22 protein-coding genes are annotated in these 20380 nt (G+C 34.2%); 15 read left to right on the plus strand and 7 right to left on the minus strand.

The annotated features are described in order from the left end of the window. Window positions 1-14: 14 nt before the first annotated feature. The 15 genes from porW to P5P90_RS09680 all read left to right on the plus strand — a co-directional run bounded on the left by porW (window position 15) and on the right by P5P90_RS09680 (window position 14488). Window positions 15-1280 (plus strand): type IX secretion system periplasmic lipoprotein PorW/SprE, encoded by a 1266-nt coding sequence (gene porW, locus P5P90_RS09610; protein ID WP_479724211.1) that lies wholly within the window; start codon window positions 15-17, stop codon window positions 1278-1280. A gap of 2 nt (window positions 1281-1282) precedes the next feature. Beyond that, window positions 1283-1651 (plus strand): bactofilin family protein, encoded by a 369-nt coding sequence (locus P5P90_RS09615; protein WP_278036508.1) that lies wholly within the window; start codon window positions 1283-1285, stop codon window positions 1649-1651. After that, window positions 1652-1882, plus strand: coding sequence for an AtpZ/AtpI family protein (locus P5P90_RS09620; RefSeq protein WP_278034490.1), 231 nt, complete (start codon window positions 1652-1654; stop codon window positions 1880-1882). It begins immediately after the preceding gene. 538 nt (window positions 1883-2420) lie between these two features. Next, window positions 2421-3581 carry a F0F1 ATP synthase subunit A gene (gene atpB, locus P5P90_RS09625; protein WP_278034491.1) on the plus strand — a complete coding sequence of 387 codons (1161 nt, stop codon included), beginning with the start codon at window positions 2421-2423 and terminating at the stop codon, window positions 3579-3581. 98 nt (window positions 3582-3679) lie between these two features. Beyond that, the gene (gene atpE / locus P5P90_RS09630; protein ID WP_278034492.1) at window positions 3680-3871 is read left to right on the plus strand and encodes an ATP synthase F0 subunit C; all 192 of its coding nucleotides are present in this window, start codon (window positions 3680-3682) and stop codon (window positions 3869-3871) included. Between the two features lie 121 nt (window positions 3872-3992). Next, entirely contained in the window at window positions 3993-4493 is a 501-nt protein-coding gene (locus tag P5P90_RS09635; protein ID WP_278034493.1) for a F0F1 ATP synthase subunit B, read from the plus strand. A gap of 4 nt (window positions 4494-4497) precedes the next feature. After that, window positions 4498-5031 (plus strand): ATP synthase F1 subunit delta, encoded by a 534-nt coding sequence (gene atpH, locus P5P90_RS09640; RefSeq protein ID WP_278034494.1) that lies wholly within the window; start codon window positions 4498-4500, stop codon window positions 5029-5031. 37 nt (window positions 5032-5068) lie between these two features. Continuing rightward, window positions 5069-6646 carry a F0F1 ATP synthase subunit alpha gene (atpA, locus tag P5P90_RS09645; RefSeq protein ID WP_278034495.1) on the plus strand — a complete coding sequence of 526 codons (1578 nt, stop codon included), beginning with the start codon at window positions 5069-5071 and terminating at the stop codon, window positions 6644-6646. Between the two features lie 77 nt (window positions 6647-6723). Beyond that, window positions 6724-7584 carry an ATP synthase F1 subunit gamma gene (gene atpG, locus P5P90_RS09650; RefSeq protein WP_278034496.1) on the plus strand — a complete coding sequence of 287 codons (861 nt, stop codon included), beginning with the start codon at window positions 6724-6726 and terminating at the stop codon, window positions 7582-7584. 162 nt (window positions 7585-7746) lie between these two features. Then, window positions 7747-9222 carry a lipopolysaccharide biosynthesis protein gene (locus P5P90_RS09655; protein WP_278034497.1) on the plus strand — a complete coding sequence of 492 codons (1476 nt, stop codon included), beginning with the start codon at window positions 7747-7749 and terminating at the stop codon, window positions 9220-9222. 30 nt (window positions 9223-9252) lie between these two features. After that, a complete protein-coding gene (gene dut / locus P5P90_RS09660; protein ID WP_278034498.1) occupies window positions 9253-9687 on the plus strand; it encodes a dUTP diphosphatase in 435 nt (144 codons plus the stop codon). Between the two features lie 204 nt (window positions 9688-9891). Further along, window positions 9892-10902, plus strand: a complete 1011-nt coding sequence (locus P5P90_RS09665; RefSeq protein WP_278034499.1) for a sugar nucleotidyltransferase — start codon at window positions 9892-9894, stop codon at window positions 10900-10902. 129 nt (window positions 10903-11031) lie between these two features. Then, on the plus strand, window positions 11032-12354 hold the full coding sequence (locus tag P5P90_RS09670) for a tetratricopeptide repeat protein (protein WP_278034500.1): 1323 nt from the start codon (window positions 11032-11034) through the stop codon (window positions 12352-12354). Window position 12355: 1 nt separating this feature from the next. Continuing rightward, a complete protein-coding gene (gene lolB1, locus P5P90_RS09675; protein WP_278034501.1) occupies window positions 12356-13132 on the plus strand; it encodes a lipoprotein insertase outer membrane protein LolB1 in 777 nt (258 codons plus the stop codon). 24 nt (window positions 13133-13156) lie between these two features. Next, on the plus strand, window positions 13157-14488 hold the full coding sequence (locus P5P90_RS09680; protein ID WP_278034502.1) for a murein hydrolase activator EnvC family protein: 1332 nt from the start codon (window positions 13157-13159) through the stop codon (window positions 14486-14488). A gap of 73 nt (window positions 14489-14561) precedes the next feature. On the opposite strand, the gene P5P90_RS09685 is transcribed toward P5P90_RS09680, so the two are convergent. The 7 genes from P5P90_RS09685 to P5P90_RS09715 all read right to left on the minus strand — a co-directional run bounded on the left by P5P90_RS09685 (window position 14562) and on the right by P5P90_RS09715 (window position 20373). Beyond that, window positions 14562-15494: a transglutaminase family protein gene (locus tag P5P90_RS09685; protein WP_278034503.1), complete on the minus strand. Its 933-nt coding sequence runs from the start codon at window positions 15492-15494 to the stop codon at window positions 14562-14564. Further along, window positions 15424-16122: a circularly permuted type 2 ATP-grasp protein gene (locus tag P5P90_RS09690; protein WP_340696466.1), complete on the minus strand. Its 699-nt coding sequence runs from the start codon at window positions 16120-16122 to the stop codon at window positions 15424-15426. Before P5P90_RS09690 ends, P5P90_RS09685 begins: the two co-directional genes overlap by 71 nt. Further along, complete coding sequence (locus P5P90_RS09695) at window positions 16103-16291, minus strand: hypothetical protein (protein WP_278034504.1); 189 nt, start codon at window positions 16289-16291, stop codon at window positions 16103-16105. The genes P5P90_RS09690 and P5P90_RS09695 overlap by 20 nt, the downstream gene beginning before the upstream one ends. Window positions 16292-16568: 277 nt before the next feature. Next, window positions 16569-17426 carry a polysaccharide deacetylase family protein gene (locus tag P5P90_RS09700; RefSeq protein ID WP_278034505.1) on the minus strand — a complete coding sequence of 286 codons (858 nt, stop codon included), beginning with the start codon at window positions 17424-17426 and terminating at the stop codon, window positions 16569-16571. Window positions 17427-17444: 18 nt separating this feature from the next. Next, a complete protein-coding gene (locus P5P90_RS09705; RefSeq protein ID WP_278034506.1) occupies window positions 17445-18470 on the minus strand; it encodes a hypothetical protein in 1026 nt (341 codons plus the stop codon). 109 nt (window positions 18471-18579) lie between these two features. Continuing rightward, complete coding sequence (locus P5P90_RS09710) at window positions 18580-19038, minus strand: c-type cytochrome (protein WP_278034507.1); 459 nt, start codon at window positions 19036-19038, stop codon at window positions 18580-18582. Between the two features lie 210 nt (window positions 19039-19248). Beyond that, window positions 19249-20373: a PQQ-dependent sugar dehydrogenase gene (locus tag P5P90_RS09715; RefSeq protein WP_278034508.1), complete on the minus strand. Its 1125-nt coding sequence runs from the start codon at window positions 20371-20373 to the stop codon at window positions 19249-19251. Window positions 20374-20380: the final 7 nt, after the last annotated feature.

Below are 20380 nucleotides of genomic sequence, written 5' to 3' on the forward strand. Positions count from 1 at the left end.
AAAAGCAAAAAAACATCGAAAGAAATAACAAAGCGGCAGTAAACGACGGTCCTGTATCCGCTAATAACCCAGTAGCGGCACTTCCATTTGCACCGCCCTCAATGGCAAATCTTCCATCGGAAAACAGTTTTTATTTTTACAATCCCAATACAGTTTCTTTTGGAAAAGTAGCATTTAAGAAAAATTGGGGCAAACGTACTTTAGGAGGCTATTGGAGACTCTCTTCGACATCGAGTCTTGCTAATCAGCAACAAAATGATTCTACAGCGGTAGTTTCAGAAGAAGCAACAGCCGGAAATCCAAAACCAGTAGAGGAAGTAAATCCAAGATATACTCCAGATTTTTATATTGGGCAATTACCTACAGCAACAACAGCTATTGATAGTATTGCTAAGGAACGTAATGATGCTTATTATCAATTAGGAGTTATTTACAAAGAGAAGTTCAAAGAAAATGAACTAGCAGCCAAAAAACTCGAGCAATTATTGAGCTATCAACCCGAAGAAAAATTGGTCCTTCCTATTATGTACCATTTGTATAAAATTTATCAAACTTTTGATAGCGAAAAAGCAGAAACCTACAGAAGTAAGATTCTTGCACAGTATCCTGACTCAAGATATGCTCAAATACTCAATAATGCTAATGTTGTAATCGATGAAGGGAGTCCAGAAGTGGTTTATAAAAAAATCTACCAGCAATACCTTAACGAAGAATTTGATGTGGTGATGGCAAAAATTGACGGATTAATTAATCAATTTTCAGGTGAAGAAATTGTCTCTAAATTAGAATTGCTTAAAGCCAATACGATTGGAAAACAAAATGGATTAGCAGCATACAAAGCAGCCTTGGAAAATGTAGCCAGCAATTATCCTAATACCGAAGAAGGTAAAAATGCTACGAGTATCTTAGCAGAACAAATTCCGTTGTTAGAAAATAAAAATTTTGAAAAAACAGCATCCAAAAATTGGAAAATTTTATATCCTGTAGCAATAACAGCACTAAATGATAAAAAAACGATTGAGGAGAAAATAGCTAAATTTATTCAGCTTGAAAACACCTCAAAAATGAACGTAAGCTATCAAAATTATGATGCTACCAGTGGATTTGTAATTGTTCAGGGTATTAGTTCACAGGACTATGCTAATTATGTTGCCTCAATGCTTAAGGAAAATCCAACTTATAAAATGGAAACTGCAGCAATTGTAATATCAAACGAAAATTACAATCTTGTGCAAATGAAGAAAAATCTAAATTTATATTTAGAATTTAAAAAGCAATAATGATGTTTAATAAAAAAGAAAAACCGTATACTGACCTTTTAGGAAAAACCAATCGAATAGTGGAAGGTACGGTAATAAAAGGGGATATCGTTTCTATGGCTGATTTTAGATTGGATGGAGAATTAATAGGTAATTTTCAATCTACAGGTAAATTGGTTATTGGGCCTTCGGGCAGTGTTACAGGTGATATAAGTTGCAACAATATTGATATTGAAGGGAAATTTAAAGGAAAAATTCAAGTGACGGAATTGTTAAATGTAAAATCTAAGGCGAGTATTCATGGTGAAGCCATTGTAGGCAAATTAGCAGTTGAACCGGGTGCCGATTTTAGCGCAACTTGTATCATGAAAAACAATCAAATAATAGAATAGATGGATAAAAAGCCTAACAATAAAAGAACAAGTAAATGGTTAGCCTTGATAAACATTCCAATTCAAATGGGAGTGATCATTTTTTTGTTTTCTTATTTAGGTGATTGGCTAGATGAGAATCATCCGCATCCTAAATTCTATTACAATAAAGTGTTGGTTTTAGTAGGTGTTTTTGTGGCACTGTACAATGTGATACGTCAAGTTAATGAAATTAATAAGGATAAAGAATAGTTAAAAATTGCTTTTTAAAACAGCAAAGATGTTTGTGAAAAATTATAAAACCTATTTATTATTAGTGTTTTTAGTGCTTATAGGTTATGGGCTACACCAGTTGAGTTTTTATCTATTCAATATTAATCAAGAGCTGTTTTATTATAGTTTGGAAAAACTTTATGCTATCTTTTTTGGGCTCACATTTGTCGTTATTACGATATTATTAATCATTGAGAAGCGTAATTTTGATCAGGTAGGAATGTCTTTTTTGTTGGTAACAACTTTCAAAATGGGTATTTATTATTTACTATTGAAACCTATTCTGGAGATTAGGCATCATGACATAACAATTGAGAAGCGAAATTTTTTTGTTATGTTTATCCTATTTTTAACAATTGAAACAATTGTAACTATAAGAATACTAAGCAAAAAGGCTTAAAAAACAGGGTTTAGCAAGGGATTATAAAAAATATGATTTCATATCCTTTCGGATATTAATAAAAAATGTACCTTTGCGCCAAATTTTAGAAACGTAAATATAACATATTCTGTAATTATGGTGATTATAAAGAGACCACTTAGATTGATTTTAGTAGCATTTTTAGCGTGTCTTCCGTTGATTAGTTTTGCAAATGAAGAAGTTAATTCGGTTCAAACTCATGAAGCAACCACTCATGAAGCTGTAGCTGAAGGCCACAATAAAGAAGGTCATGCAGAGTCAACTGATGTAAAATCAAAAATCAAAGCATTTATTAATCACCACGTTTTAGATTCTCATGATTTCTCATTAACTCAAGATGATGAAACAGGAGAAAGCTGGGGATTTCCATTACCAGTTATCTTGTGGGATAATGGTTTGCATATTTTTTCTTCTGCTAAATTTCACCACGGAAAAGAAGTAGCTGAGTCTAACGGAAATTATTATGTAATTAATCACCACGATGGTAAAATCTATAAAACAGATGCATCAGGGACAATTCATGAGAATGAAGAAACAGGTCACCCTGACAATGTTCGTCCTATAGACTTTTCAATCACTAAAACTGTAGTTTCAATTATTGCAGCTGCAATTTTAATGTTTTTTGTTTTCACAAACTTAGCTAAATCGTATGCTAAAAATGGTGGAATTGCTACTGGAGTTGGACGTTTCTTTGAGCCACTTGTAGTGTATGTTCGTGACGAAATTGCGATCCCAAATATTGGAGAAAAGAAATACAAAAAATACATGAGTTATTTATTGACTATTTTCTTCTTTGTATTATTCTTAAATATTTTTGGATTAACACCACTTGGAATTAATGCTACTGGAAACTTTACAGTAACTTTTTCTTTGGCGCTTTTGACTTTCTTGATTACAAATTTAACTGCAAATAAAAATTATTGGGGTCACATTTTCTGGATGCCAGGTGTACCAAAACCAATGCGTATCATTTTAGCACCAATTGAATTGTTAGGAGTGTTTATCAAACCATTCTCATTAATGATTCGTTTGTATGCTAATATTTTTGCAGGTCACATTGTATTGATGAGTATCTTAGGTTTAATGTTTATTTTCAAAAGTTGGATCGGAAGTAGTTTATCATTTGGATTAGCTTTTGTTCTTTCAATCCTTGAAATCTTGGTGGCATTTTTACAAGCCTATATTTTCACAATGTTATCAGCACTTTATTTTGGTGCTGCTGTTGAAGAACACCACCACGAAGAAGGGCACCACTAAAAGTTAGAAATGTGAAAGTAGAAATTAGAAGTTGTTCTAATTTCTAAGTTCTCAACTCTAACCTCAAAAAAGAATGTTTAATTTTTAATATATATATCATGGAAATTCCACAAATTATTGGAGCTGGATTAATCGTTATCGGAGCAGCTTTAGGTATTGGTAAAATCGGTAGTTCAGCAATGGACGCTATTGCTCGTCAACCAGAAGCTTCAGGAAAAATCCAAACAGCTATGCTTATCGCTGCTGCACTTATTGAAGGTATTGGTTTCGCGGCTTTATTCGCAGCTTAATTAAAATTCAAAAAAACGATAGTTGCAACGGTTGGTTGTAACTATTGTTTTTAAAATTAAAACATTACATTGCAGTCTTGCAATAAGATTAAATAAAAAATAAAACTTAGAATTATATATAATGGAAAAGTTAATTAATCAGTTTGAGTTTGGTTTGTTTTTTTGGCAAGTATTAATATTTGTTGGATTAATATTTTTATTAAAAAAATTCGCTTGGAAACCTATTCTTGATGCAGTTAATGAAAGAGAAGAAGGAATCAAAAACGCATTAGTTTCTGCTGAAAACGCAAGAAAAGAAATGCAAGATCTTCAAGCTGATAATCAAAGAATTTTAAACGAAGCTAGAGCAGAGCGTGATGCTATGTTGAAAGAAGCTCGTGAGATGAAAGAGAAAATGGTTGCTGATGCTAAAAATGAAGCTCAGGCTCAAGGTCAAAAAATGATTGATCAAGCTAAAGCTGCAATTGAAAGCGAGAAAAATGCAGCTATGGCTGAATTAAAATCTCAAGTTTCTACATTATCATTGAGTATCGCAGAAAAATTATTGAAAGACGAATTATCTAATACTGAAGCTCAAACTAAATTAGTTGAGAAAATGTTAGGTGACGTAAAGCTAAACTAATATTATGGCAGGTACAAGAGCAGCAATTCGTTATGCAAAAGCAATCCTTGATATGGCAGACTCTATTGGAGTAGCTAGCGAGGTGAATAACGATATGATTTTAATCGCTTCAACAATTAAAAGTAATTCTGAGTTAAATACTTTTATTCAGAGTCCTACTATTAGTGTTGATGTTAAAGAAAAAGCATTGTTAGAGGTTTTTGCTTCTATTAATGGAGTAACTAAAGGATTGTTTCATTTATTATTTGAAAATAAAAGATTCGAAATCCTTGAAGCTATTGCAGTAGCTTATTCAAGTCAATTTGATGCAGCTAATGGTGTTGAAGTAGCCAAAGTAACAACAGCTATTCCAATGGATGCAGCTTTAGAAGCTAAAGTATTGGCTAAAATTGCATCTTTGTCAGATAAAAAAGTGACAATCAAAAATATAGTAGATCCTGCTATCATTGGAGGATTTATTTTAACTATAGGTGATAAGCAATACAATGCATCTATCGCTAACCGATTACAAGTATTAAGAAAAGAATTAAGTAACTAGTTTTATTGCACACTAAGTGTCTAAATTATAAATTAAGATGGCGGAAATCAAACCAGCTGAAATTTCAGCAATATTAAGAAAGCAAGTAGAAGGTTTTGAATCTGGCGCTACGCTAGAGGAAGTAGGAACGGTACTTCAAGTTGGAGATGGTATTGCTCGTATTTACGGGCTTTCAAATGTACAATACGGAGAGTTAGTAGAATTTGAAAATGGTCTTGAGGCTATTGTATTGAACTTAGAAGAAGATAATGTAGGTGTGGTACTTTTAGGACCATCTACTGGAATCAAAGAAGGTTCTACTGCAAAAAGAACACAACGTATCGCTTCTCTTAAAGTAGGAGAGCAAATGGTAGGACGTGTAGTAAACACTTTAGGTCAACCAATTGATGGTAAAGGACCAATCGGTGGAGAATTATACGAAATGCCATTGGAAAGAAAAGCTCCTGGAGTAGTTTTCCGTCAACCAGTTACTGAGCCATTACAAACTGGAGTAAAAGCAGTAGATGCAATGATCCCAGTAGGTCGTGGACAACGTGAGTTGGTTATTGGTGACCGTCAAACAGGTAAATCAACTGTTTGTATCGACACTATCTTAAATCAAAAAGAATTTTATGATGCTGGTAAACCAGTATTTTGTATCTATGTTGCTATTGGACAAAAAGCTTCAACGGTAGCAGGAATTGCAAAAATGTTAGAAGAAAAAGGAGCAATGGCTTATACAGTTATCGTCGCTGCTAATGCTTCTGACCCAGCTCCAATGCAAGTTTACGCTCCATTCGCTGGTGCTGCTATTGGAGAATATTTCAGAGATTCAGGTCGTCCAGCTTTAATTGTTTATGATGATTTATCTAAACAAGCTGTTGCTTACCGTGAGGTATCTCTTTTATTAAGAAGACCACCGGGACGTGAGGCATATCCTGGAGACGTTTTCTACTTACACTCTCGTTTATTAGAGCGTGCTTGTAAAGTAATCGCTGATGACGGAATTGCTAAAAACATGAACGACTTACCAGAGTCTATCAAAGGAATCGTTAAAGGTGGAGGTTCATTAACTGCTTTACCAATTATCGAAACTCAGGCTGGTGACGTTTCTGCATATATCCCAACAAACGTAATCTCTATTACTGACGGACAAATCTTCCTTGATGGTGACTTGTTCAACTCTGGGGTTCGTCCTGCAATCAACGTAGGTATCTCTGTATCACGTGTAGGAGGTAATGCTCAAATTAAATCAATGAAAAAAGTATCTGGTACTTTAAAATTAGACCAGGCTCAATTCCGTGAGTTAGAAGCTTTCGCTAAATTTGGTTCTGATTTAGATGCTGTTACATTAAACGTAATTGAAAAAGGAAAAAGAAACGTTGAAATCTTAAAACAAGGTTTGAACGATCCTTATACTGTAGAAGACCAAGTAGCAATTATCTATGCTGGATCTAAAAACTTATTAAGAAATGTTCCTGTTGCTAAAGTAAAAGAATTCGAGAAAGATTTCTTAGAATTCATGAACGCTAAGCACAGACCAACTCTTGATGCTTTAAAAGCAGGTAAACTTGATGATACAATTACTGATGTTATCGAATCAGTAGCGAAAGAAGTTTCTGCAAAATATAACTAATATAAGTATTAAGTATTGAGTACAAAGTATCAAGATGGTCTTTGTACTTAATACTAAAGTCTTAATACAAAAGAAAAATGGCAAATTTAAAGGAAATCCGTAATAGAATTACTTCCGTTTCATCTACGATGCAAATCACATCGGCGATGAAAATGGTTTCTGCAGCTAAGCTTAAAAAAGCTCAGGATGCAATTACAGCCATGCGCCCTTATGCCGAAAAATTAACGGAATTATTACAAGGTCTTTCTGCGACTCTTGAAGGAGGAGTAGGAGAAGAATTTACTACACAACGTGAAATTAAAAAAGTGTTATTAGTAGCGATTACTTCTAACAGAGGTTTGTGTGGTGCTTTTAATTCAAACGTAATTAAAGAAGTTAAAAATCGTGCTGCATTTTATGCAGGAAAACAAGTTGACGTTTTTGCTATTGGTAAAAAAGGAAATGATGTTTTAAGCAAAACTAACAATGTAATCTCAAATCAAAGTGCAATCTTTGATACTTTGACTTTTGATAACGTAGCTGCAATTGCTGATACATTAACTGAAAAATTTGTTGCAGGAGAGTACGACAGAATTGAATTGGTGTATAACCAATTTAAAAATGCGGCTACTCAAATCGTTCAAACAGAACAATTTTTACCGTTAGCTCCTGTTAAATCGGATGTAAATGTTGCTGCTTCTGATTACATTTTTGAACCATCTAAAGAAGAGATTGTGTTGACTTTGATTCCTAAATCATTAAAAACACAATTGTACAAAGGAATCCGTGATTCATTTGCTTCAGAACATGGTGCACGTATGACGGCTATGCATAAAGCAACTGATAATGCAACTGCGTTGAGAAATCAATTGAAATTAACATACAACAAAGCACGTCAGGCTGCTATTACTAACGAAATCTTAGAGATTGTTGGTGGAGCGGAAGCCTTGAATGCTTAATAGAAAAGTTCATTTTCATATATAGAAATAGCCGTGTCAATTGCACGGCTATTTTTTTTGTGCCAACTGTTTATAAAAAGAATAGAATCGATACTTTCCTACGCTGATTAAACCAAAGATTTAGTTATTTTTGTTTTACGAAATGTATTAAGACAGTATACTTTGGGGTTATATAAAAAACTTTTTCAACAAACGGCTATTTACGGACTCGCAACGGTTGTCCCAAGGATGTTTAGCTTCCTGTTAGTGCCATTATATACTGACTTGCTTCCCAAAGACGAATACGGAAAAGTAACCATCATATTCGCATGGATGATTTTCTTCAATGTGATTTTGGCTTATGGTATGGAAACGGCTTTCTTTCGTTTTTTTAATAAGGAAGAAGACAAACAATCGGTGGTGGAAACTTCAATGGTTTCTATTTTCTGGACTACTATTGTTTTTTTAGTTACAGCACTTTTATTTAGAACTACCTTAGCCGAATGGTCTGGGATTGATTCACAATACATTACTTATTCTATTTGGATTTTAGTATTGGATGCCTTAGTAATTATTCCATTTTCCAAGTTAAGAGCACTGCAAAGACCTATTATGTATGCAGTCATTAAAATTGGGAATGTCTTAGTGAATTTATTACTTAGTATTCTATTTTTGATTTATTTGCCCAAATTATCAGAGCATAATCCAACAGGATTAGTGAGTTCCTTTTATATCGAAAACTTTCAGGTAGGCTATATCTTTTTGGCAAATATAATTGCTAGTTTGTTAACTTTTGTGGTACTTTCACCCGATTATGTTTTCTTAAGATGGAAAATTGATTTTAGCTTATGGCGAAAAATGATGGTCTATGGTTTGCCAATTCTGTTTGCAGGAATAGCCTTTGCCGTTAACGAACAATTTGATAAAATTCTATTGTCTAAATTACTACCGAAAGCTATAGCTGATGACGAAGTAGGCGTGTATTCGGCTTGTTATAAGTTGGGCTTGTTTATGGTGTTGTACCGTACGGCATATACGCTCGGAATTGAACCTTTCTTTTTTAGTCACGCTTCCGAAAAAAATGCGCCACAAACCTATGCCATGGTAACCAAATATTTTGTGATATTCGGTTCTTTTATCATGTTAAGCGTAATTGTTTTTGCCGATTTATTTAAAATGATCATGATTCGTGACGAATCCTATTGGGTAGCCATGAAAGTAGTACCATTGATTATTTTGGCTAATTTCTGTTTGGGAATTTACACCAATCTTTCGGTTTGGTATAAGTTAATTGACAAAACCTATGTTGGGGCTTATATTTCAATTGTTGGAGCGATCATCACTTTAGTTTTAAATTTTCTATTAATTCCAAAGATGAGTTATATGGGTTCGGCAGTGGCTACGTTAGCAGCTTATGGAAGCATGATGCTTATTTCGTATTATTTAGGGAATAAATATTATCCTATTCCGTATGATTTCAAAAAAATAGGCGCTTATTTAGGTACCTCTGTTTTATTTTCGGTGATTTCATTTTATGGTTTCAGAGAAAATTATTTTGTTGGAATCACTTTATTACTTTTGTTTCTCTATTTTATTTACCACAATGAGAAAGCTACTTTGATGGGTATTATTAAAACAAAAAGCAATCCGCGAGTATAAGCGGTTTTTGCCTTTATAACCAAATTTACAATGAAAATAAAAATCATCAATAAATCACAACACGCCTTGCCTAATTATGAAACTATAGCTTCGGCAGGCATGGACTTAAGAGCTAATTTAACCGAATCAATTGTTTTGCAACCCCTAGAAAGAGCCATAGTAAAAACCGGTCTTTTTATCGAATTGCCAATAGGTTATGAAGCACAAGTGCGTCCAAGAAGCGGACTGGCTTTTAAAAACGGAATTACGGTTTTAAATAGTCCTGGTACAATTGATGCGGATTACCGAGGCGAAATTGGTGTGATTTTAGTGAATTTATCGAATCAAGCTTTTGAAATTCAAAACGGCGAACGCATTGCTCAATTGATCATTGCAAAACATGAACGTGCCGAATGGGAAGAAGTAACTGAATTGACTGAAACGTCTAGAGGAGCAGGAGGTTTTGGGAGTACTGGGGTGAAGTAAGTAATCAGTATTCAGAATTTTAGTTTTCAGTCGCAGTTATAATACAATCTGAAATATTTTAATAACGTTTAAATAAAAACCCACGTTAATCCGTTTAATCCGTGGGTTAAATTAATAAAAAAATCCTTCGTGAACTTTGCGAATCATCCTGAGCTTGTCGAAGGAATTCGCGAACTTTGCTTTTAAATAACCAACTTAAGAACAATGAAAATAATCGTCCCTATGGCGGGTAGAGGTTCCCGACTTCGCCCTCATACATTAACCATTCCTAAACCACTCATTCCAGTGGCTGGGAAACCAATCGTTCATCGATTGGTAGAAGATATCGCGGCTGTTTTAAATCAGGAAATTGAAGAGGTAGCCTTTATTATTCATGAAAGCTTTGGCGAAAAAGTAGAGCAAGACTTAATTGCTATTGCTCAAAAATTAGGTGCAAGAGGCACTATCTATTATCAAAATGAAGCTCTAGGAACAGGACATGCTATTATGTGTGCTAAAGATTCGCTGTCAGGTCCAGCCGTAATTGCTTATGCAGATACCTTGATTAGAGCCGATTTTGAATTAGATCCAACAGCTGATGCTGTAATTTGGGTGAAACAAATTGAAAACCCAGAAGCTTTTGGTGTTGTCAAATTGAATGCTAATAATGAAATCATTGAATTGGTTGAAAAACCAAAAGAATTCGTTAGTGATTTGGCAGTTATTGGTATTTATTATTTCAAAGACATCGCTATCCTAAAACAAGAATTGCAAAATGTTTTAGATAACAACATTCAGAATGGAGGTGAATACCAAATTAATGATGGTATCAAAAATATGATGGCGAATGGGAAAGTTTTCAAAACAGGTGAAGTAAGTGCCTGGATGGATTGCGGTAATAAAAATGTAACTGTTGAAACCAATTCGAGAATGTTAGCTTTCCTTGCAGAAGACAAAGAAAGTTTGGTTTCTTCTAAAGTGAAAATGGAAAACTCTACTATCATAGAACCTTGTTTTATTGGGGATGATGTAGTTTTAATCAACGCTACCGTAGGGCCTAACGTTTCTTTAGGTAACGGTTGCCATGTTATAGACAGTAGTATCAAAAATAGTTTGGTTCAAACACATGCGCATATTAAAAATGCCAATTTAGACAACGCAATGATTGGAAATCACGCTAGTTTTGATGGCAATTTTACAAGTATTAGTATTGGAGATTATTCGGTTTTAGAATAATTTTTAATAGCAGATAAACGTTTTACCATTAAGGAGTTGAATTTTATGTTTTAATTTCTTAATGGTAAAATTATTTAAGTACTTTGAAGTCTTTTAGCTAAAAATGAAAAAAGGAATTTTTTTGGGATAATGGTTGTTTTGCTTTGCAATCCAGATTTGTCTTGGTCTCAAACCGAGCCGGATGCCATTAAACTGGAAGAAAATAAATTTCAAGAATATTTTTATGAAGCCTTAAAGCAAAAAGCCATCGAGAATTACGATAAAGCCATCGTAGCACTTGAACGCTGTTTGAAATTAGATGCTAATAATGCTACCATTTATCATGAATTAGGTAAAAATTATTTCGCTCAAAAAGACTATAAAAACGCCTATGCTTCTTTTGAAAAAGCAAATACCATTGATCCTAAAAACAAATGGTTTTTAATAGGAATGTATGATATAGATTATGCTACCAAAAATTATGCAGATGCTGTAAAAGTAATCGAAAAGCTAATTCCCTTTGATGCAAAGTTCAAAGAAGATCTAACTTCTTTATACATGAATACGGGCGAATTTGATAAAGCCTTGTTGCTTATCAATGAATTAAACGAAACCGTTGGTAAATCAGAAAGAAGGGAAAATTACAAACTTCAAATTCTTTCCCAAGGCAAACATCAAGATACAGAAATTACAAACCTAGTTGAGCAAATTAATAAATATCCAAAGCTTGAAGAAAATTATATTGCGCTGATTTATCTGTATTCTAAAAAAGACAATTTAGAAAAAGTGCTGGAAACAGCCCGAAAACTGGAAAAGGAAATTCCAAATTCGGAGTGGGCACAAGTGAGTTTATTCAAAAATTATTTAGTGGCTAACGAAAGTGATAAGGCTGTAAAAGCCATGAATATTGTTTTAGGCAGCACTAAAATTGACAGTAAAATAAAGCATCGTATTTTTAATGAGTTTTTAATTTATGTGAATACCCATCCTGAATTGACTCCCGATTTAGACAAAGCAATTGCCTATTTTGAGGAAGACAGTAGTGTGAATGTAGGTAAAGAAATAGGCAAATATTACCACACTAAAAAGCAATGGGATAAGGCCGAAAAATATTATCAAATAGGACTTTCTAAAACAGCAACACCCGATATAGAATCCAGTTTGTTACTCTTAGAAGTCTATACGCAATTAGAAAAATATGATAAAATGGCTAAGGTTGCTGGCGATATGGTAGAGTTGTATCCAGTGCAACCACAATTTTATTATTATGCAGGATTAGCTAATAATCAACTAAAGCAATATAAAAAAGCAAAAGAAATGCTTGAAACAGGCATGGATTATGTAGTAGAGGATATTACATTGGAAATTAATTATAATATTCAGTTAGGAGAAGCCTACAACGGTTTGGGGGATAACTATAAAAAAGCAGTATATTTTTCAAAAGCCGAAGCATTATTAAAAAAACAAAAGTAAAATGAAAAAAGTCTTAGCATTTGCAATAATTAGTATCATGGTTTCATGTAAGCCCAAAGCTATCGTGGCAGCTACAAACGTTGCAGAACCAGTTGATTATATGAAGTCAAGCAAAATAATCAATAATCATTACAACAATAAAATTGATTTTTCGACCTTATATATTAAAGCTAACGCACGTTATACTGATGATAAACAAGCTCAAAATATAAATGCTGAAATCCGAATTAAAAAAGACCAACAAATTTTAGTTAGTATTCGTTTTCTGGGAATTACAATGGCTAAAGCTTCCATAACACCTACTTCGGTTAGTTATTACGAAAAAATAAAAGGCACTTATTTTGAAGGCGATTTTACTACATTGAGTCAGTGGTTAGGAACAGATTTAGATTATTCTAAAATTCAAAATATGTTAGTGGGTGAAGCTTTAGACGATTTGAATAAAGGAAAATACACCGAAATATTAGTGGATAATTTGTACCGTTTAGATGATGCTAAAAGCGAGAACACTAAGAAAACCTATTATTTTAATGTCACTGATTTTACCATCAATAAACAAGAAGTTTCTCAGCCAACTGAAAATAGAAATATCCAAATTTCATATCCCGAAAGAGTGGCATATAAAGAAGCTAATTTACCAGCCAGTATAGCCATTAAAACACTACAACCTAAAGGCAATTCAGAAATTAATTTGAATTATAATTCGGTTTCATTTAATGAAGAACTTTCTTTTCCATATAGTGTGCCAGATGGTTACAAAAGAATAATAATTAAGTAAATTTGCAAAAAGAAAATTTTTAAGATGCCAAAATATTTCCTTAGCCTGTTATTTGTATGCTTGACTTCTGTGATGTGGAGCCAAACGCAGCAAGAAAAGTTAGAACAACGTAAAGCGCAAATTCAAAAAGAAATTCGAGAGAACGAAAAGATGTTGAAAAACGTTAAATCGAAGGAAAAATCGGCGATGAATGTTTATTTGATTCAAAAAAACAAAATCAAGCTGAAAGAGAATTTGATTAATACAACCGAAAAGCAAAAACGACTTTTGGCGGATGATATGTATCGCAATCAGCTTCAAATAAATAAGTTGAATAGAGAGTTGAATGCGCTTAAAGAAGATTATGCAAAAAAAATTGTCAATTCGTATAAAAGTCGCTCAGAACAAAGTAGAGCAATGTTTATTCTTTCTTCCGAGAATTTTTTGCAAGCCTATAAAAGAGCACAATATTTAAAACAATATACCAGTTTTAGAAAATCACAAGGAGAGGAAATTTATGCTAAATCAACAGAATTAGTGAAGTATAATGAAAAATTAAAACTTCAAAAAATTGAGAAGCAAAAATTAATTGCCGAAAATGAAAAGGAAAGACAATCGTTGTTGAAAGAAAAACAAGAGCAGGAAAAATTAGTGAACCAAATCAAGAAAGATAAAAACCGAATTGTTTCTGAAATTCGAAAAAAACAAAGAGAGTCTAAAACTATTGATGCTCAAATTAATCGTTTAATTCGTGAAGCTATTGCCGAAGCCAACAGAAAAGCGGCTGCTGAACGCGCTAAAGCAGCAGCTTTAGCTGCTGCCGAAAAATCAAAAGCATCGACTACTAAGGGTTCGTCTAAAGAAAAGAGTTCTGCAAAAGAAGAGAAAGAAGTAAGAGAAACAGTTTCCAGAGGACCTGTATCTTCTTCAAGAATCGAAATGACTCCTGAAGATAAATTAATTGCGGATAATTTTAGAGCTAACCGAGGAAAATTGCCTTGGCCAGTAGAAAAAGGATTTATTTCTTTAGGTTATGGAGATCAGCCGCATCCAATTTACAATACTTTGGTTGTACATAACAGTGGAGTGGAAATTACTACTAATGATGGAGCTAATGCTCGTGCCGTTTTTGGTGGAGAAGTAGCCAGTGTAATGGTATTATCTCCAGTAAACAAAGCGGTAATGATTCAACATGGAGATTATTTTACGATTTATCAAAACCTAAGTTCTGTTAATGTAAGTAAAGGAGATAAGGTAAGTACGAAACAAAGTTTGGGTAGAATCCGTACCAGTGGAGATACCGGTAAAACTGTAATTAAGTTTTTATTGTTGCAAAATACAACTTATATGAATCCTCAAGGTTGGTTAGCGAATTAAGCAAAATATAAAAGTAAAAAGCGAATCAAATGATTCGCTTTTTTTATGTTTAGAAATGGAGTTTATTGAAAAATTACTGCTGTTGTTGTTCGGCGTGATTTAACTGTAATTCAAATTCAACAGAATTTTTTTCTAATTCTACATCATTAATACCTTCAAAGTGACGGCCATCTTCGTAGCCAATGGAAACACACACAGAGAGTGTTTGTTTAGAAAATCCTTTGAATGTTCCTTTTACAGGAGTACAATCTTTAAAATTCATTCCAACAGATAATTTGACATGGTTATCCATCGTCCAAATATTGTTAGTAGGATCAATACCAAGCCAACCCTGTTTTGGGGTGTAAATTTCTACCCAGGCATGGGTTGCTCCTTCGCCTCGAAGTCCGCTTTCGTTTGGACAAATATATCCGCTTACATATCTTGAGGGGATACCAGCGGTTCTTAATAGTTGTAAAAGAACATGAGCAAAATCTTGGTATACGCCTTTTCGATGACCTAAAATTTCATCTACTGTTGTTTCAATATTTGTGATGCCTTTGGTATACGTAAAATGATTGAAAATATATTGGCTACAATCAAAAGCAATAGCAATAATGGATTTGTTTTCGTAATTTATTTCCTTTAATATGGCATTTATCTCCTCTTGTTTTTTGATAGTTTCCGGTGTACAAAGGCGTAACAAATAAATATCGTTATGCAAATTCAAATCACAAACCTTAGTGTCGTCAAGTTCAGGAATTTTGAGCGAATGATTCACTCGCACTAGCATTCGGGATTCTATAGTCATTTCGGTATGTGCCTCCAGGATATTAAAATTCCCCACTTTGTTACCATGATAATCATTAGTAAAAGATACATTTGGGTCATTAGAAATTAAAAGGGAGTATTGAAGAACGTCTTGATTTTCAAAATTATGAGGAAACAAGCGTACCTCATTGATGCTTTCTTTGATAGGAAAATTGTATTTGTATTTGGTAATATGTATTATGTTGAAAACAGCCATTCATATACACTTTATGATTGTTTACCACTAGGTCGCGACCTTCCACAAGCGGAATTCCCATTTGTCTAGCCAGAAAGGTATGTTCGTAATAAGCCGAATTGTATACCCCTGGAGTAAGCAAAACAACATTGGGGTTTGAAATGCTTCTTGGCGAAAGCGAAACTAAAATATTATGGAAAATCATCGGATAATTGGCTACCATGCTCACATTATTTGCCCGAAACATTTCTGGGAAAATACGTTTGGTAATCTCACTATTTTCCAACATATAACTTACACCACTAGGACATCTTAAATTGTCTTCTAGAACATAAAATTCGCCTTTTTCACCTCTTATTAAATCGATTCCAGCAATATGAACATGAATATCATGAGGCACTTTGATACCGTGTACCTCTGGAATATAATGCGGACAAGAAGCAATTAATGAAGCAGGCATGATTCCTTCCTTTATAATTAGTTGTTCGTTGTAAATGTCCTCTAAGAATAAATTCAAGGCTTTTAAGCGTTGTGCAATTCCAGTTTCAACTTCGATCCATTCATTTTTGGTAATAATCCTAGGAATAATGTCAAAAGGAAAAATTCTTTCGATTCCTTGGTTATCATCACTATAGACTGTGAAGGTGATACCTTGGTTTTATAAAAATATCCGAAGCCTGTTTCTGTTTTACATTAAGTTTGTCAATAGTTAGACTTTCTAATGTTTGTAATACTTGTTTGTAAGCATCTCTTACGCCCTCTTTAGAAAACATTTCATCCCATCCTTTTGGGCTTAATTTAGGTGTTAAATTTACCATCTGCAATTATTGAAAAATTAATAAAAGCTAAATTTCATTAAAAATATTTTAGTCTTTAGGCTGATTTAATAATTTTTAAGATAAGTAATTTAAAATAGGTTATGAATAATGTAATTTATATAACATTCTTTTTTTGTCAATATGTTTTTTGATAAATACTGTTTTTAACACATTTTTTTTTAAAATTTCTCAATCAACAATTGACACAGAATACCTTTACTAGTCTATTTGGATGAAAAATATACTAGTAAAAATTAGAAGTAGGGATTATTGTTTTTTATTTGGAGTTGGTAAAAGTAGCTTCCATCGCTTTCATCATTTTATCAGTAGACCAATTCCCAGACACAATCATACGTCTAACGGTATACAAGGGATTGATAGAATCTCTTTTGGTCGCTAAGATAAAAGCCATTTTATAATCACTTTTTTTAAGTTCAGGAATTGCTGCGGTGTTCCATAATCCAAAAGGGTAGGCAAAATAATCGATTGGTTTTCCAATGATGGTTTCCAGTCTTTTTTTAGGTTTGTCCAATTGTGTATTCCAATCTTCGCCAGCATATTTGGTTACCATGTGGTGGTCCCAAGTGTGAGCGGCAATGCAATTTCCATCGTCAGAAAGTGTTTTGATTTCGCTTTCGCTTAGATAATTAGGACGATTGATAGCAACAGTCATGATAAAGAAAACACCTTTGAAATTGTATTTTTTCATTTCGGCTGCACCAATGCTGAATTGTTCTCCACGAGTATCATCAAAAGTAATCATCACTGGTTTTGACGGTAATGCTTTGTTGTACACCAAATAATCGTATAGTTCGTGGGGTAAAATACTGTGGTAACCCGCATCAGAAAGGGCTTTCATTTGCTCGGCAAAAGCAGCTGGTTTTACGGTGTAGGTTTTGGTCATTTCCCCAGCAGAAGCCGAAAAATCTTTGATATTATGATAGCATAAAATGGGAACTTCTTTGCGTGCTAAAATTGCGGCTGCCTCATTGGCAACTGATTTTGGTTGTACTTTTGGAACAGCAATAGTATCAGGTGTAGCACTGACTTCTTTTTCAATTTGTTTGTTCTTTTTTTCCTGACAAGAGAATATTAAAAAAAGACTGAAAATACCAGGTAATATCCATTTTTTCATTGTAGAAATGGGGTAAAATTATTGAAATTGAATATAACTTGGTTTTGGAGAGAATTCTAACAATTGCTCTGGAGTATAGATTTTCCAATCATTCCAATTGTCATTTTTATAAAACAATTTGAATCCTGTAAACTGTACCGGTTCTCTGTAAATGTATCTTAAATAAGTAGAACGTTTTAATACTTGACTACCAAAACCGTCCATGTCCATCACAATTTGGACTTCGGGTACTTTTTTAATGTCTTTGTAATTCGTTACCATTCCTTGAGTAAATCGATGTACCACTAAGACTTTGGGTGGTAATTTATTTTCGCGTACAATTCTCGCCAAAAGAGTGACAGCGTCATTAATATCATCGGCAGACATGGTTCCGATTTTTTTACCAGGAACATGTCCTGTTTTCATCGAAAATTCAGGATCAATTCCTAGGTGAACATTAGGTAAGGCCAAATATTTTTCTAATAAAGTCGCTTCTTCTTTCACCGTACTGTGCCCTACTTGAATATCTAAAAAAACTAAAGCATTAATGGGTTTGGCCCAGTTTAAAAGGGTGTCTATTTGTTTAAAAGGCATGCGCATATTGTAGCGATTGCCCGCTCCAGGTGCACCCTGAGCCGAAACAGCAATGTAATGTAAGGCGGGAATTGTAATCACAGTCGAATCGGCGGCTTGCCATTTGGCTACTTCGGCTTTTAATTTTTCAATCATTTCTGCTCTTGGATATTCGCCTAGTACGCCCATTCTTTTCGAATACAAATTACCATAAAAAGCAATAATTCGGTGATAGGGTAATAACGCTCCCGGCAATGGATAAGGCGCTTTTACGGGCCACAAACCCGTGGTATCTTTATTGGCTAAAGCTTTCATTCTCCGATTGTAATCGACAGTGTCAATGACTTTGGGTTTCGTAACGACCGAATCCTTTTTTACTTCGGTACTATCGATGTTCTTTGCTTCTTTTGTATCCGATTTACTTTGGTTACAATTGGTAAAAACAAAAAATAAAAACGGGCTAATGAGTAGGGCTAAAGCATATTTTTTCATAGAAAAATCAATTTGAGACGGTACACAAATGTAAAGTATTTCGGCTATCGATTTTGGATTTTAGCAAGGATTCTCAAGCCGAAATATGTTAATTTTTCCTGTCTGCTTTTTAGGGTTTAACCAAGGAAACCTCTTTAAAAGTTACCATTTTTTTGTTTGAATTTGTCCAAGAATTTGACACATAATTCATTACATCGGCAACTTCTTCATCGCTCAAACCCATTGGAGGCATCATGGCATTGTATTTTTTGCCATTGACTAGAATTTCTCCTTTTTGACCGTATTTTATCGCATGAATGCTTTCGGTTCTTTTCTTTTTTAACCAATCGGAACCGTCCAAAGGTGGGAACGTACTAGCATTTCCTTTGCCATTGGCCATGTGGCATTGAATACAAAATTCGCTGTAGACTTCTTTGCCTCGGGCAATACTTTTTTGCAAAGCCGTTTGTTGTTGGATTTCGGTAAGGCTTAGATAGGATGATGTTGAACTGAAGTTTTTTTCGCTATGCGAATGATAAAAATAGACAGCAGCCAATAATGAGAATCCGAAAGAAAGTTTATTAATCATGAGGAAATTTGTTTGAATTAAATTACGATCTGTTACTGGTACATATTTTAAAAATGGCACACTAAGCTGTCTGCTGACAGGCAGGTGAGGCGGATTTAAATCGATAAAAACGGATATTTTTAGTTCACTAATCTGTGAAAATCCGCCTAATCCGTGTTATCTGCGTGCTATATTGAGCTATTAGTCCGCAAAGCGGACAGTCATATTGGATTAATTCGGTATAATTTTCACAATGCCTTTTCCTTCTACACCCATGTAAATATAACCATCCGGTCCTTGTTTTACATTGCGCATTCGGCCCATATTAGTGGCAATTTTTTTTCTGCCAATGACTGTATCACCGTTGAGTTTAACCAATTCCAAATATTGAAATTTGAGCGAACCCACTAGTAAATATCCTTTCCAATCTGGGTATTTATCACTGGTCACAAAAGTCATTCCAGATGGAGCAATAGAAGGTGCCCAATAATAAAGAGGCTGTTCCATTCCGGCTTTCTCCGTTTCGTTTGTGATTATAGAGTTGTCATAATTGATGCCATAGGTAATCACTTGCCAGCCGTAATTTGCGCCTTTTTTGATGATGTTGATTTCGTCACCACCTTGCGGACCGTGTTCGTGTTCCCAAATAGCACCTGTAAAAGGATTTTTGACTAATCCCTGTGGATTACGATGACCATAGCTGTAAATAGCCTCTTTTGTGTTGGCCTGACCTACAAAAGGATTGTCTTTTGGAATACTGCCGTCGTCGTTAAGGCGGTAAATTTTACCTGCGTCACGAGTAAGGTCCTGCGGATTTTCATTTTCAAAACCACGACTCCCAATAGAGAAGAAAAGAAAACCGTTGTTGTCAAAAGTAATTCGGGAACCAAAATGATGCGATCTTTTAGAATTAGGCGTTGCTTTATAAATCTTTTCGATATTTACTAAACTTTCATCTTCCAGTTTGGCTCTAATGATGGCGGTATTGGCGCCACCTGCTTCGCCTTCGCCTTCCATGGAAGAATAGCTCATGTAAATCCAACCATTTTTGGCATAATCTGGATGCAATTCAATATCCATTAAACCACCTTGACCGCGATTGTACACCGCAGGAACATTTTTAACTTCGGTTTTAACTCCATTTTTGACATGGTATAAAATACCTGATTTTTCGGTAACTAATAATGAGCCATCCGGTAAAAATGCCATGCCCCAAGGATTGTTAATGCCATCGGCAACGGCTTCAAAACGGTAGTTTACCGCCTCTTCCTGTAGCGGAATGGCATCGTTAGTTTTTAACTGTGCCTCACAATTAAAAATGAAAAAGGAAAAGAATAATAAAGCTAAAGTTTTCATAGTTTTA

Source organism: Flavobacterium nitratireducens, assembly GCF_029625335.1.
Taxonomy (GTDB): Bacteria; Bacteroidota; Bacteroidia; order Flavobacteriales; family Flavobacteriaceae; genus Flavobacterium; species Flavobacterium nitratireducens.

What these genes read in the sequence shown, in the direction of transcription:
- P5P90_RS09615 (WP_278036508.1), top strand. Translation starts at nt 1,283, where the DNA reads ATGTTTAATAAAAAAGAAAAACCGTATACTGACCTTTTAGGAAAAACC.
- P5P90_RS09620 (WP_278034490.1), top strand. Translation starts at nt 1,652, where the DNA reads ATGGATAAAAAGCCTAACAATAAAAGAACAAGTAAATGGTTAGCCTTG.
- atpB (WP_278034491.1), top strand. Translation starts at nt 2,421, where the DNA reads ATGGTGATTATAAAGAGACCACTTAGATTGATTTTAGTAGCATTTTTA.
- atpE (WP_278034492.1), top strand. Translation starts at nt 3,680, where the DNA reads ATGGAAATTCCACAAATTATTGGAGCTGGATTAATCGTTATCGGAGCA.
- P5P90_RS09635 (WP_278034493.1), top strand. Translation starts at nt 3,993, where the DNA reads ATGGAAAAGTTAATTAATCAGTTTGAGTTTGGTTTGTTTTTTTGGCAA.
- atpH (WP_278034494.1), top strand. Translation starts at nt 4,498, where the DNA reads ATGGCAGGTACAAGAGCAGCAATTCGTTATGCAAAAGCAATCCTTGAT.
- atpA (WP_278034495.1), top strand. Translation starts at nt 5,069, where the DNA reads ATGGCGGAAATCAAACCAGCTGAAATTTCAGCAATATTAAGAAAGCAA.
- atpG (WP_278034496.1), top strand. Translation starts at nt 6,724, where the DNA reads ATGGCAAATTTAAAGGAAATCCGTAATAGAATTACTTCCGTTTCATCT.
- dut (WP_278034498.1), top strand. Translation starts at nt 9,253, where the DNA reads ATGAAAATAAAAATCATCAATAAATCACAACACGCCTTGCCTAATTAT.
- P5P90_RS09665 (WP_278034499.1), top strand. Translation starts at nt 9,892, where the DNA reads ATGAAAATAATCGTCCCTATGGCGGGTAGAGGTTCCCGACTTCGCCCT.
- P5P90_RS09670 (WP_278034500.1), top strand. Translation starts at nt 11,032, where the DNA reads ATGGTTGTTTTGCTTTGCAATCCAGATTTGTCTTGGTCTCAAACCGAG.
- lolB1 (WP_278034501.1), top strand. Translation starts at nt 12,356, where the DNA reads ATGAAAAAAGTCTTAGCATTTGCAATAATTAGTATCATGGTTTCATGT.
- P5P90_RS09680 (WP_278034502.1), top strand. Translation starts at nt 13,157, where the DNA reads ATGCCAAAATATTTCCTTAGCCTGTTATTTGTATGCTTGACTTCTGTG.
- P5P90_RS09685 (WP_278034503.1), bottom strand. Translation starts at nt 15,494, where the DNA reads ATGGCTGTTTTCAACATAATACATATTACCAAATACAAATACAATTTT.
- P5P90_RS09695 (WP_278034504.1), bottom strand. Translation starts at nt 16,291, where the DNA reads ATGGTAAATTTAACACCTAAATTAAGCCCAAAAGGATGGGATGAAATG.
- P5P90_RS09700 (WP_278034505.1), bottom strand. Translation starts at nt 17,426, where the DNA reads ATGAAAAAATGGATATTACCTGGTATTTTCAGTCTTTTTTTAATATTC.
- P5P90_RS09705 (WP_278034506.1), bottom strand. Translation starts at nt 18,470, where the DNA reads ATGAAAAAATATGCTTTAGCCCTACTCATTAGCCCGTTTTTATTTTTT.
- P5P90_RS09710 (WP_278034507.1), bottom strand. Translation starts at nt 19,038, where the DNA reads ATGATTAATAAACTTTCTTTCGGATTCTCATTATTGGCTGCTGTCTAT.
- P5P90_RS09715 (WP_278034508.1), bottom strand. Translation starts at nt 20,373, where the DNA reads ATGAAAACTTTAGCTTTATTATTCTTTTCCTTTTTCATTTTTAATTGT.